The sequence below is a fragment of the Massilia sp. IC2-477 genome (assembly GCF_020707265.1).
Taxonomy (GTDB): Bacteria; Pseudomonadota; Gammaproteobacteria; order Burkholderiales; family Burkholderiaceae_D; genus Telluria.
In genome coordinates, this window is record NZ_JAJFEQ010000002.1 from 415,253 (window position 1) to 428,230 (window position 12,978).

The 12,978-nt window shown below is 64.0% G+C and carries 8 protein-coding genes and 1 tRNA gene; 7 read left to right on the forward strand and 2 right to left on the reverse strand.

Features of this window, described 5'->3' with window-relative positions; translation table 11 throughout:
• Positions 1-118 precede the first annotated feature (118 nt).
• On the reverse strand, positions 119-2,329 hold the full coding sequence (locus LK542_RS05300) for a hypothetical protein (protein ID WP_227811087.1): 2,211 nt from the start codon (positions 2,327-2,329) through the stop codon (positions 119-121).
• Positions 2,330-2,594: 265 nt separating this feature from the next.
• Positions 2,595-3,485, reverse strand: a complete 891-nt coding sequence (locus tag LK542_RS05305) for a cytochrome c5 family protein (protein WP_227811088.1) — start codon at positions 3,483-3,485, stop codon at positions 2,595-2,597.
• Positions 3,486-3,677: 192 nt separating this feature from the next.
• Between LK542_RS05305 and LK542_RS05310 the strand changes: the two genes are divergently transcribed.
• From LK542_RS05310 to LK542_RS05340, 7 genes are all read left to right on the forward strand, one after another.
• A tRNA-Arg gene (locus LK542_RS05310) sits at positions 3,678-3,753 on the forward strand.
• A 350-nt stretch (positions 3,754-4,103) separates the two neighbouring features.
• Positions 4,104-5,393, forward strand: coding sequence for a nucleotide sugar dehydrogenase (locus LK542_RS05315; RefSeq protein WP_227811089.1), 1,290 nt, complete (start codon positions 4,104-4,106; stop codon positions 5,391-5,393).
• An 80-nt stretch (positions 5,394-5,473) separates the two neighbouring features.
• Positions 5,474-6,520 (forward strand): NAD-dependent epimerase/dehydratase family protein, encoded by a 1,047-nt coding sequence (locus LK542_RS05320; RefSeq protein WP_227811090.1) that lies wholly within the window; start codon positions 5,474-5,476, stop codon positions 6,518-6,520.
• Positions 6,521-6,569: 49 nt separating this feature from the next.
• Positions 6,570-7,973: a TIGR03013 family XrtA/PEP-CTERM system glycosyltransferase gene (locus LK542_RS05325; RefSeq protein WP_227811091.1), complete on the forward strand. Its 1,404-nt coding sequence runs from the start codon at positions 6,570-6,572 to the stop codon at positions 7,971-7,973.
• Between the two features lie 67 nt (positions 7,974-8,040).
• Entirely contained in the window at positions 8,041-10,131 is a 2,091-nt protein-coding gene (gene prsK, locus LK542_RS05330; protein WP_227811092.1) for an XrtA/PEP-CTERM system histidine kinase PrsK, read from the forward strand.
• 13 nt (positions 10,132-10,144) lie between these two features.
• The gene (prsR, locus tag LK542_RS05335; RefSeq protein ID WP_227801560.1) at positions 10,145-11,506 is read left to right on the forward strand and encodes a PEP-CTERM-box response regulator transcription factor; all 1,362 of its coding nucleotides are present in this window, start codon (positions 10,145-10,147) and stop codon (positions 11,504-11,506) included.
• Positions 11,503-12,966, forward strand: a complete 1,464-nt coding sequence (locus LK542_RS05340; RefSeq protein ID WP_227811093.1) for a right-handed parallel beta-helix repeat-containing protein — start codon at positions 11,503-11,505, stop codon at positions 12,964-12,966. Before prsR ends, LK542_RS05340 begins: the two co-directional genes overlap by 4 nt.
• The last annotated feature ends 12 nt before the right edge of the window (positions 12,967-12,978 follow it).

Genomic DNA, 12,978 nt, shown 5'->3' on the forward strand with positions numbered 1-12,978 from the left:
GAGAAAGGTGGGCTGCGCTTTGGAAGGATTGTCTGATCGACTACTTGTTACACGGCGCGCATGCGTCGGGACGAAAAAAAAGGCCGCACGAGGCGGCCTTTTGTTCATCCGGCTTGAATCAGCGCGGCTTGATCGCGAACTGCGGAGCGTACGCGTAGTTGGGTTTAAAGTTACGCTGTTCAAACAGTGCCCAGGCTTTCTGGCCTTCGGTGCCGCCGTAGCTCGCCGCGTAAGCGAGGGCAGGCTGCATGTTGGCCGGGTAGCCGGTCGCTTCCGGCGCGTAGCCGAACATTTCGCCGACACGCAGACCCAGGACCTTGGCCATCGCGTCGCTGGCACATGCGGTGCTTGTGTAGTCGGGGCTGCTCTTTTTGTAGACTTGCGCGATCGTGGAATAGATCGGCGAAGTGTAGCTGTCGCGTACCTTCATCGAGTAGTTTGCGGCCCCGATCCAGCATGCGCCTTGACCAACCATTCGGGCGATAGGGAACTTCACTTTCCAGCGCAGCAGGGTTTCAGCCTTGACGAAGCCCAGTTCCGCCGCATGGCCGACGGCCGAGGTGAAGAAGTCGTCCTGCCATGGTGCCAAGCCGGTGCCGTCTTCGTAGACAATCGCATAGCCGTTGGTGATCACGCCCAATGCATTGCTGGTTGCTGCACCCGTCGTGTAGGTATTGTTATACCAGTCCAGGTTGTTGTCGATGAAACCGAGGAACTGGCTCTTCAGCGGGTGGCTATCCGGGGTGATATAGGCAGCCTCGGCGAGCGTGCGCAGCGACCAGGCCTGACCACGCACCTGGTCCGGACTCACGATGCCTTTTTCGAAACCGCGATAGTATGGATTGTCGACTAAGGTGCTGTACATGCCCCAGAACTGCAACTCCTCTAGATAGTAATAGTCGCCAGTAACCAGATAAGGAACGTACGCCAGGTTCGGCTGGTGCGACGTATCATGGTCGTTTGGTACCCCGCAGCCGCCAGCGACGGCGCAAGCCGGGAACTTTTCGTCACGGGCAAGTTTCCAGTTAAACGTATCACTCCCCCGGCCAAGCACGGACATATACGGATAATCGTTGACGCTCACCGGCAAGTCGGTTTGCTTGTCACGGATGTGCGACGACCAGCTTCCCGACAAATCGGCGGTACCGAGGGTCACTTCACGCGCCCGCTTGTCCATGCTCAGGAGGTACATGACGGTCCAACTGGGAAGCAGGCCAATGTCGCGGCGTCCACCGGTGGTGGGCATGCTTGGAATGGCCAGGCCAGTTGCCATTGGCTGGGTGATCGCACCGGTCCACTCTGCCTTTAGTGCATTCAGCGACGCTTCCGGAACGCTGATGGCCTGGTCATAATTCGGCACAGCCTTGGTAGCGATCAGGTAGCCAGTATTGTGCTTGACGTTAACTTCCGGCGTGGCACTACCCCACCATGCCAGCTGACGCCAGCGTGCGTGGTGGTAATGGGTCATGCTGGGATTGCTGTAGACGGTCTTGCCGCCAACTACCACCTCGGCATTATAAGTATAGTTGTTTGGATTGGCTTCGAATGCCCAAGTGTTCTCTACAACGGTATCAACGCGCGCTTTCTTCACCGTTGGATACCAGCGGATTGCGAAACGTGCAGTCAGGTAGGGGTGCTGTATGCCACTACTGGTGGTCAGTGGCGCCATCACATGCCATTCGTTGGCGGCGCCGCCGGTCAGCCAGACCTTGGCTTTGCCGCTGCGCATAAGCTGGTCGGCCGACGCGCTGTAGCGCACGCCGTTCAGGGTGGCGCTGACTGACGCGGTGAAGCCCGCATCGAGCGGAGCGGTGATTGCGGCCGGGGTGGCGGCAGCGGCCGTGCCGCGGATGAGCGACATGGAACGGACTTCGCTGACATTCAGGGTCGGCAGCACCGTCGAGATGATGGCATGGCGCACCGAGCCGTCGGCGTGCTTGGCCTTGACGTCGACCTGCAGCGGAAGGCTGCTGCCGTCCTCCAGGCGGCCGACCAGGCCGGAATTGGCAGGCAGGTCGCCGGCCACGAACACCTGGCCGAAGGTCACGGGAACGTTGGTTTGGGCGGCCGACGAGGTGCCCTCGAAGCGCACGGTGGTGATGGTGCCGGCCGGGTTGGTTGCGCCGGTATTGGTATTGGTGCCGGTCGTGGTGCCACGGCTTTGCGGTACATACGTACCGAGGGACATCGAGCGCGTGCCGTCCATACTGGACGACAGGACATTGTTTTGATCGGTTGTGCTGCCGCCACTACCGCAGGCGGTAAGGGTCGCGCCGAACAGAACAGTATAAGCAGCGCGCTTGGTCAGCGGATGTGTCAGGAATTTCATGTGGAGATCTCGTTCAGGATGCGGGACGCTTGATTACGCCACTGGCAGAGAACAAGGTTACGCCAAAGAAAAACACATTCCCAGAGGAATCACAAATTCTGTTCAAAATTTTGGGCGTTTTTTGCCCTAGAGCAACACAATATTACCCAGTATTTAACGAATATTATTCGGCAGCAACCGTTTTTAGCAATATATATACTGTCGTTTTGACATTGGCGGAAAAAAACCCGCCGGTATGGGCGGGTCGGAGCCAAGCCGTTTGCTTTTACTTCGAAGCAAGCACCATGTAGTCAACTGCAGCCTTCACGTCGGCATCAGGCGCTGTCGAGCCGCCTTTGGGCGGCATCATGCCGGCCTTGCCCTGGAAGCCCTTGATGGCGTGTTCGTACAATACGGCATTACCCTGGCCGATACGGGCGGCCCAGGCTGCCTTGTCGCCGACTTTCGGTGCGCCCGCGATGCCTGCGCCATGGCAGGCGATGCACGCGCTGTTATACAAGGCCTTGCCGGTGTCTGCGGAGGCAAGCGCCGGGGCGGCGGCAGGCGCGGCGGCCGGAACAGGGGCGGCCGCGGCCGGTGCCGCGGCGGCTGCCGCAGTTGCCGGCGCAGCCTCTGCGGCCACCGGGGCGGCATTCGCCGCGGCCGGGGCCGGCACGGCCGGCTCCTTGAACGAAGCACCGCTCTTGTTGGCCAGGTAGACCACGGCGCGCGCCACTTCCACGTTGTCGAGGTCGGGATTGCCGCCCTTGGCCGGCATCGCGCGGATGCCTTCGATCGCGTGCTTGACCAGGGTGTCGTAGCCTTGCGCCAGGCGGGCGCCCCAGGCGCCGTTGTCGCCCAGCTTCGGGGCCCCGGCAGCGCCGCTGTCATGGCAGGCGGCGCACACGGCCGCGTACACCGCATTGCCTGCTTGCAGGACTTTAGGCGCATTCGCGTCGACCAGGGTGAAACCTTCTTCGGCAACGGGGCGCAGGCGCGCCGCCACGGCTTCGGCGCTCTGGCTGCTGGTGCCGGCGCCGGTCAGGCGGTTATTGGTAGCGAAGATCACGAGCAGGATGATGCCGATGACGATGACCAGGAAGAACCCCGCTACGGCCGCAATGAGTTGCTTTGGGGTTCGGATCAGGGATTGGTGTTCGTTGTGTGCGTCGCTCATGATTTCCTTAATTCGATTAAAAAAACCTGCCACTCCCGGCGCTTGCGATCACATGCTTTCTTGCAAATGCCGTCAAACGGCCGATTATAGTCGTAAAGCTTCCATAGTGTAATGAAATTCATTTGGAGCAAGAGTGCCCATGGACGTAAGTTGCGAAAGACTGTATCCTTCGCATCACTTCCTTCCCCCTACGCGGCTGTAGCTCAGTGGATAGAGTATTGGCCTCCGAAGCCAAGGGTCGTGGGTTCGATCCCCGCCAGCCGCGCCACCAGTTCCCCTTCCGACATCCAAGCCCGGTTTGCAGCGTGCAAACGTGCGCCCTCATCCAATTCCTCGTGGCAATATTGCTTAACCGCTTGCTATCAAATGGCCGCGCACGATTCATGCTTTCTTGGAACTTGTGTTTCAGAAAATGCTAATATTGCATGGTCGATACGGATGAGTTGGCACTGCTTTGCCTCCGCTGTCATGACATCGTCATGACATTCCGATATCGTTCTTCGGACATTGTTGTTACCGTTAGACAAACACAGACGGTAAAGTTGAGTGTACTTATGCATTCATGCTAAACTGAAAGTTAGCATTATTGCAAAACTAAATTCTTGAACGGAATGCGATATGAAAGCTGATGAGGTCGTCGCTGTAGTAGGGCTGGGTTATGTGGGCTTGCCCCTGGCAGTGGAATTCGGCAAAAAGGGGCGCACCATCGGTTTCGACCTGTCGAGCGCGAAAATCGAGAACTACAAGCGCTTTGTCGACCCGACCGGCGAGGTATCGTCGGAACAGCTGCAGGCCGCACGCCACCTCGAAGTCAGCACCGATCCGGCGCTGCTTGCCCAGGCTGACTATATTGTTGTTGCCGTCCCGACCCCGGTCGACATCGCGCACAATCCGGACTTCACGCCGCTGATCGGCGCCAGCAAGTCGGTCGGCGCCAATATGAAGCGCGGCGCCATCGTCGTCTACGAGTCGACCGTCTATCCCGGCGCGACCGAGGAAGTCTGCATCCCGATCCTGGAGCGCGAATCGGGCCTGAAGTGGAAGCAGGACTTCCACGTCGGCTTCTCGCCGGAGCGCATCAACCCGGGCGACAAGGAACACACCCTGACCACCATCCTGAAGGTGGTGTCGGGCGACGACGATGCCTCGCTCGAGCGCATCGCCGCCCTGTACGAATCGGTCGTGACCGCCGGCGTCTACCGCGCTTCCAGCATCAAGGTGGCCGAGGCCGCGAAAGTCATCGAGAACACCCAGCGCGACCTGAACATCGCCCTGATGAACGAGCTGGCGATCATCTTCGACAAGGTCGGCATCGACACGCTCGAAGTCCTGAAGGCGGCCGGCACCAAGTGGAACTTCCTGCCCTTCCGTCCGGGCCTGGTCGGCGGCCATTGCATCGGCGTCGATCCGTACTACCTGACCCACAAGGCCGAGATGGTTGGCTACCATCCGCAGGTGATCCTGGCAGGCCGCCGGATCAACGACGGCATGGCCAAGTTCGTGGCCGAGAAGACGGTGAAGTCGATGATTTCGTCGGGCTTCCACGTCAAGGGCTCGAAGGTCAACGTGATCGGCCTGACCTTCAAGGAAAACTGCCCCGACCTGCGCAATTCCAAGGTGGCAGACATCGTCCACGAACTCGAAAGCTACGGGGTCGAGGTGCATGTGTTCGACCCGCAGGCGGATGCCGAGGAAGCGCAGCACGAATACGGCATCAAGCTGGAAAGCTGGGACAGCCTGCCGAAAGCGGATGCGCTGGTGGTTGCGGTGCCACACAAAGAGGTGTTGGCGCTGTCTTTGGCTGACTTCCAGTCCAAGCTGAACGAAAATGGCTGTTTCATCGACGTGAAATCGCAGTTCGATCCGAAAGCTCTGCAGGAAGCCGGCTACTGCGTCTGGCGCCTGTAATAACCGCAAGTCCTGCATCGGCCGCGGCATGTGCCGCGGCAGCGCCAGTCGGCCCGGCGTGACCAAGAGAGTGTTCGAAAGTGAATAAGTTTCAAGACGCCCAGCAACACCTGCAGCAGCATCGCTACCACTGGCTCGTGACCGGTGCGGCCGGGTTCATCGGTTCGAACCTGGTCGAGGCGCTGCTGCGCCTCGGCCAGCGAGTGACCGGCCTGGACAACTTTGCCACCGGCCACAGGCACAACCTCGAACTCGTGCGCGAAGCGGTCGGCGCCGCCGCCTGGGACAGCTTCGCCTTCATCGAAGGCGATATCCGCAAGGCGGACGACTGCGCACGCGCCTGCGAGGGCGCCGATTTCGTCCTGCACCAGGCCGCCCTTGGCTCGGTGTCGCGCTCGATCGACGACCCGGTGACCACCAACGACACCAACGTCGGCGGCTTCCTCAACATGCTGGTGGCGGCGCGCGACGCCCGGGTGCGGCGCTTCGTCTACGCGGCGTCGAGCTCCACCTACGGCGACCATCCGGACCTGCCCAAGGTCGAGGACCGCATCGGCAACCCGCTGTCGCCGTATGCGGTGACCAAGTACGTGAACGAGCTGTATGCGAACGTGTTCGGCCGTACCTATGGCATGGAATCGGTCGGCCTGCGTTACTTCAACGTGTTCGGTCCGCGCCAGGACCCGAACGGCGCCTACGCCGCCGTGATCCCGCAGTGGGTCGCGGCCCTGATCCGCAACCAGGAACTGCGCATCAACGGCGACGGCGAGACCAGCCGCGATTTCTGCTACATCGACAACGTGGTGCAGGCCAACCTGCTGTCGGCCCTGGCCGGCCCGGAGGCGGCGAACCAGGTCTTCAACATCGCCGTCAACGAACGCACCAGCCTGAACCAGTTGTACGGCATGATGCGCGACCTGCTGCGGGAGCAGTTCCCGCACCTGGACGCGCACCGGCCGCAGTACGCGGACTTCCGCCGCGGCGACGTGCGTCATTCCCAGGCGGACATCGGCAAGGCGGCAAGCCTGCTGGGCTACCAGCCCACCCACCGCATCGGCGAAGGGCTGCGCCAGGCGATGGACTGGTATGTACGGAACCTGGCGCCGGCCTCAGCGCAAGACAGATAAGAAATACCAACAAGCCATATGAATAGCAATAAGAATCGGGGAGGCTACCGTGTTTCGGATCTCTAACCACTACGTATCGAAGATCGTCTTTCTCCTGCTGTTCGTCGAAGTGCTGGTGCTGCTGGGCGCAGCCTACATCGGCGCCGCGGTGCGAATGCTTGAATTCGAGGATGCCGCGGCGGCGGCCCACCTCGACCACTTCTTCACCTCGGCGGTGGCGTTCACCGTGGCGATCATCTTCAGCATGAGCGCGATGGGCATGTACCAGCTCGACTTCGACGAAGGCCTGCGCCATCCCTTCTTCATGAAGCTGATGCCGTCCTTCCTGATGGGCTTCGCGATCCTGGCACTGGTGTTCTACATGGCGCCGGAACTGTCCTTCGGGCGCGGCACCATGGCCCTGGTGTTTCTTCTGGCCGGCACCGGCATTTTCCTGGCGCGCATGGCCTTCTTCAAGTCGTCCGAGGCGCGATTCCTCCAGTCGCGCATCATGTTCCTCGGCAGCGGCCCCCTGGCCAAGGAATGCAGTGAATTGGCGAGCAAGAACTCGAGCTACCACAAGTACGACATCGCCGGCTACATCCAGATCCCGAGCGAAGAACTGTGCGTGCCGTCCACCAGCCTGCTGAAGGTGCGCGACGGCGATTCGCTGGTCTCGCTGGTACGCCAGCACAACGTGTCGGAGATCGTGGTGTCGGTGCAGAACCGCCGCGGCGGCTTCCCGATCAAGGAGCTGCTCGACTGCAAACTGCAGGGCATCCGCGTCACCGACGCCGCCACCTTCTTCGAGCGCGAGACCTGCCAGATCCGGGTCGACTCGCTGCAGCCGTCCTGGCTGGTGTTTGGCGGCGGCTTCGACCAGAGTTTCGTGCGTACCTTCATGAAGCGCAGCTTCGACCTCGTGTGCAGCATGATCATCCTGGTACTGGCCTTCCCGCTGATGCTGCTGGCGGCCATCTTCGTCAAGCTGGAAGACGGCGGTCCGGTGTTCTACTCGCAGGAACGGGTCGGCAAGGACGGCAAGACCTTCCGCGTGCACAAGTTCCGCAGCATGCGCGTCGATGCCGAAAAGGCCGGCAAGCCACAATGGGCGGCGCAGAACGACCCGCGCGTCACCCGCTTCGGTAACTTCATGCGCAAGACCCGCATCGACGAGCTGCCCCAGATCCTCAACGTGTTCAAGGGCGAGATGTCCTTCGTCGGCCCGCGGCCGGAGCGTCCGTACTTCGTCGAGCAGCTGATCGAGGTGGTGCCGTATTACAATGTGCGCCACAGCGTCAAGCCCGGCATCACCGGCTGGGCCCAGGTGCGCTACGGCTACGGCTCCTCGGCCGAGGACGCGCTGCAAAAGCTCCAGTACGACCTGTACTACGTGAAGAACAACAGCCTGTTCCTGGATGTGCTCATCCTGATCAATACGCTCAAGGTCGTGCTGTTCCGCAGCGGGCGTTGATGGCGCCGGGGCCGGCCGGTCCCGTCCATCCAGCCCGCCCACTCACGTTCGAGCCACCGTCGACCCCATGGAAGTTTCCCTGACCAGCATCGCGGCCTACAGCTACGTGCTGGTGGCCGTCTGTTTCCTCGTGCTGGGCGCCCCGCTGGCGGTGCGCCAGCGGCGCCGCCACGACATCGCGCTCGGCCTGGCCTGCCTCTCGAGCGTCCTGTGGGGCGCGACCCTGGCCTGGGAAGCGAGCGTCGGCACGCCCGTCTCGGCGCTGGCCGACAGCGCCGAGCTGCTGCGCAACGCCTCCTGGTCGGCGTTCCTGCTGGTGCTGCGCGGCCACTTCACCGATCCCGCCAGCCGCTTGCCGCTGCGCCTGCAGCCGGCGCTGGTGCTGGGCGCGCTGGCCTACCTGGGCTGCCTGCTCGGGACCGTGGGCGACTGGTGGAGCCTGGCGCCCACGGCCGACGCCGGCGCGCTGCCGATCGCGGCGCGGGTGGCGATGGCGGTGTCGGGCATGCTGCTGGTCGAACTGGTCTACCGCAACCGCACCCTGCACGAGCGCTGGGCGGTGAAGTTCGCCTGCCTCGGCATCGGCACCATGTTCGCCTACGACTTCTACCTGTACAGCCACGCACTGCTGTTCCGCAGCGTCGACACCGACATCTGGGCCGCGCGCGGCCTGGTCAACGCCCTGAGCGTGCCGCTGATCGCGGTGTCGCTCGGCCGCAGCAAGCTGTGGTCTTCGCCGCTGTCGGTGTCGCGCCGCGCGATGTTCCACTCGGCGACCCTGTTCGGCTCCGCGCTCTACCTGCTGGCGATGGGCTCGGCCGGCTACTACCTGCGCTATTTCGGCGGCAGCTGGGGCACGGTGATGCAGGTGACCTTTCTGTTCGCCGCCATCATCCTGCTGGCCGGGGTGCTGTTCTCGGGCAGCTTCCGGGCGCGCCTGAAGGTCTTCATCAGCAAGCACTTCTACCGCTACAACTACGACTACCGCGAAGAGTGGATGCGCTTCACCCGCACCCTGTCGAAACCCGGTCCCGACCTGGGCCAGCGCGCCATCGAAGCGGTCGCCAACCTGGTCGAGAGCCCGGGCGGGGCTCTGTGGCAGCGCGTCGAAGGCGGACGCTTCGAACCGGTGGCCAGCTGGCAGGTCCCGGCGCCGGCGGCTTCCGAGCCGGCCGGCTCGGCCTTCTGCCAGTTCCTCGAAACCAGCCAGTGGGTGGTCGACCTGCACGAATACGCGCATAGCCCGGACAAGTACGACGCCCTGGTGCTGCCGGCGTGGCTGGCGGACTATCCGCGCGCCTGGCTGGTGGTGCCGCTGATCCTGCACGCGCGCCTGTTCGGCTTCGTGCTGCTGCAGAACCCGCGCAGCCCGGTCAAGCTGAACTGGGAAGTGATCGACGTGCTCGAGATCGCGGGCAGCCAGGCCGCCAGCCAGCTGGCCCAGCAGGACACCGCCAATGCGCTGATGGTCGCGCGCCAGTTCGAGTCCTTCAACCGCATGTCGACCTTCGTGGTGCACGACCTGAAGAACCTGGTGCTGCAGCTGTCCCTGATGAACGCGAATGCGGCCAAGCACAAGGACAATCCAGAATTCCAGGCCGACATGCTCGAGACCGTCGACTACTCGGTGCAGAAGATGAAGATCATGCTGCAAAAGCTCAGCCGCCTCGACAATGCCGAGCAGCCGCTGGCGCTGGCGCTGGACGAGGTGGTGGCGCAGGCGGTGGCGCTGAAGGCCGCGTTCGAGCCGCGCCCCGAGCTGGTGGTGGAAGACCCGCAGCTGCGCGTGCTGGCCGACCGCGAGCGCCTCGAGCGCGTGGTGGGCCACCTGATCCAGAACGCGATCGAAGCAACCCCGCGCACCGGCCGCGTCACGATCCGCCTGCTGCGCCGGGACGGCCAGGCCTTGATCGAGATCGTCGACACCGGCGAAGGCATGAGCGAAGAGTTCATCCGCGAGCGCCTGTTCAAGCCTTTCGACTCGACCAAGTCGGCCGGCATGGGCATCGGCGTGTTCGAGAGCCGTGAATACATCCATGAACTGGGCGGCAGCCTGGAGGTGAGCAGCACGCCTGGTGCGGGCACCACCTTCCGGGTCCTGCTGCCGCACCACCAACAGGAAACGCCGGCGGAGCAGGGCGCCCGCCGTGCCGCCTGAAACGAGGAACAACGTGACCCAGACAAAACCCAAACTCTTGATCATCGAGGACGATCCCGGGGTGCAGAAACAGCTGCGCTGGAGCCTGGACGCCTACGACGTGGTGGTGGCCGGCGACCGCGAGGCTGCACTGGCCCAGATCCGGCGCCACGAGCCGGCCGTGTGCACCATGGACCTGGGCCTGCCGCCCGATCCGGACGGCTCGACCGAAGGCCTGGCCACCCTGCAGCAGATCCTGGCGCTGGCGCCGGACACCCGCGTCATCGTCCTGACCGGCAACCAGGACCACGCCAACGCCGTCAAGGCGATCGGCATGGGCGCCTACGACTTCCACCACAAGCCCTGCGACCCGGAAGTGCTGAACCTGGTGATCCAGCGCGCCTTCTTCCTGCACAACCTGCAGAAGGAAAACCGCCGCATGCAGCAGGCCCAGGCCGATTCGCCGCTGGCCGGCGTGATCTCGCGCGACCCCGGCATGCTCAAGGTCTGCCGCAACATCGAGAAAGTGGCCCCGACCTCGGCCTCGGTGATGCTGCTGGGCGAATCGGGCACGGGCAAGGAAGTGCTGGCGCGCGCCCTGCACCAGCTGTCGCCACGCGCCAAGGAGCGCTTCATGGCGATCAACTGCGCGGCGATCCCCGAGAACCTGCTCGAATCCGAACTGTTCGGCTACGAAAAGGGCGCCTTCACGGGCGCGGCGAAGCAGACCAAGGGCAAGGTCGAACTGGCGCACGGCGGCACCTTCTTCCTCGACGAGGTGGGTGACCTGCCGATGGCGCTGCAGGCCAAGCTGCTGCGCTTCCTGCAGGAGCGCGTGATCGAGCGCATCGGCGGCCACGAGGAGATCCCGGTGGACGTGCGCATCGTCTGCGCTACCCACCAGAAGCTCAAGGAACTGTGCGCCCAGGGGCGCTTCCGCGAAGACCTGTATTACCGCCTGTCCGAGATCGTGGTGACCATCCCGCCGCTGCGTACACGCGAAGGCGACGCGGCGCTGCTGGCGCACCACTTCAAGAACAAGTTCTGCGCCGCCGAAGGGCGCGCCTCGCTGCACTTCGCGCCGGACGCGATCGCCGCGATCGAGGGCTACAACTGGCCCGGTAACGTACGCGAGATGGAGAACTACATCAAGCGCGCCGTCATCATGGCCGACGGGAACACCATCGTCGCCGAGGACCTCGGGCTGCCCGGCGAAGGCGCGACCGAAGAACCGATCAACCTGCGCCAGGTGCGCGACGAGGCCGAGTACAAGGCCATCGTCAAGGTGCTGGCACGGGTCGACGGCAACATCGTCAAGGCTTCCGAGATCCTCGGGGTCAGCCGCCCAACCCTGTACGATCTGATGTCCCGCCACGGCATCAAGTCCGCTCCATGACGCCTGGCCCGCGTGCGGCGCGGCGGCGCCTGCCGGCCGCCCTGCTGGCGCTGGCGCTGCTGCTGGCGCTCATGGCGGCGGGCGCCGCTGCCTTCGTGCTGGACCGGGTGAACGTCGCTCCGCGCCAGCTTGGACCCTACATCGAGCGCCGCGCCGACGGCCACAACGCCGCCATCGAAAGCGTCGGGCACTGGCTTGGCTCCGGGCTCGTCGCGCTCGACCGGGACAGCGGGCCGCTCCTGACCGAGGCAGCGCTGCGGCTCGGCGCCCAGGACGCTCCCGCATCCGGTCGCGTCGCGCGCGAGGTGGAGGTCGCCAGCGTGGGCGCCCTGTACGCCGCGGTCGGACAGGCGCAGCCGGGCGACGCCATCACCCTCCAGCCGGGCAGCTACCGCATCGGCGCCACGCTGGCGGCCTTCCAGCCCGGCAGCGAAGCGGCGCCAATCACCCTGCGTGCACGCCGTCCCGGCAGCGTCACGCTGCTGGTGGAGACCGTCGAGGCAATTCGCATCGGCGCGCCGTGGTGGCGCATCGAAAACCTGGAAATGCGAGGCGTGTGCGGCGACGATTCGAGCTGCGAGCATGCGCTGCACATCGTGGGCGCCGCCCATCATGTCGCCATCGTCAACAATACCCTGGTCGACTTCAATGCGCACATCAAGATAAACGGCGAGAACGGGCGTTTCCCCGACCATGGGCTGATCGAGTCGAACACCCTGCACAACACGAAGGCGCGCATGACGACCAATCCGGTGACGCCGATCGATCTGGTGGCCGCCAGCGACTGGAACATCCGGCGCAACCTGATCAGCGACTTCGTCAAGGGCTTCGGCGACGGCATCAGCTATGGCGCCTTCGCCAAGGGGGCGGGGGAACGCAACCTGTTCGAGCAGAACCTGGTCTGGTGCGAGCGCCGCCTGCGCGGGCTGGGCGGAAAGCGTGTCGGGCTCTCGCTGGGCGGCGGCGCCACCGGCAAGCCCTACTGCCGCGACCGCGCCTGCGTGGTCGAGCAGCAGGACGCCAGCCTGCAGAGTAACCTGATCGCCTCGTGTTCCGACGTCGGCATCTATCTCAACAACGCTGCGGGCAGCCGTCTGGTCCACAACAGCGTCATCGACACCGCGGGTGTGGATGTGCGTTTCGCCGGAAGCAGCGCCGACCTCGAAGGCAACCTGGTCGATGGCGTTATCCGCAGCCGCGACGGCGGTGTCGTGCGCGAACGCGACAACCGTAGCACGCCTCCACTGTATGCCTATCTCGGCTACTCCCCGGTACGCGCGCTGTTCGCTGGCCGCGAATTCGCCTGGCGCGATGAAGTACCGCGCCGCGAGGGCGCGACGTCCGGCGCGCCGCACGACCTGTGCGGGCGGGCGCGCAGCGCGGCGCCCGCATACGGAGCCTTCGACGACTTCGCTCCCTGCCTGGCCTCTGCCGCTAGTGCGGCCGGGCCCCAGAGGTAAGCGCGCCCGGGC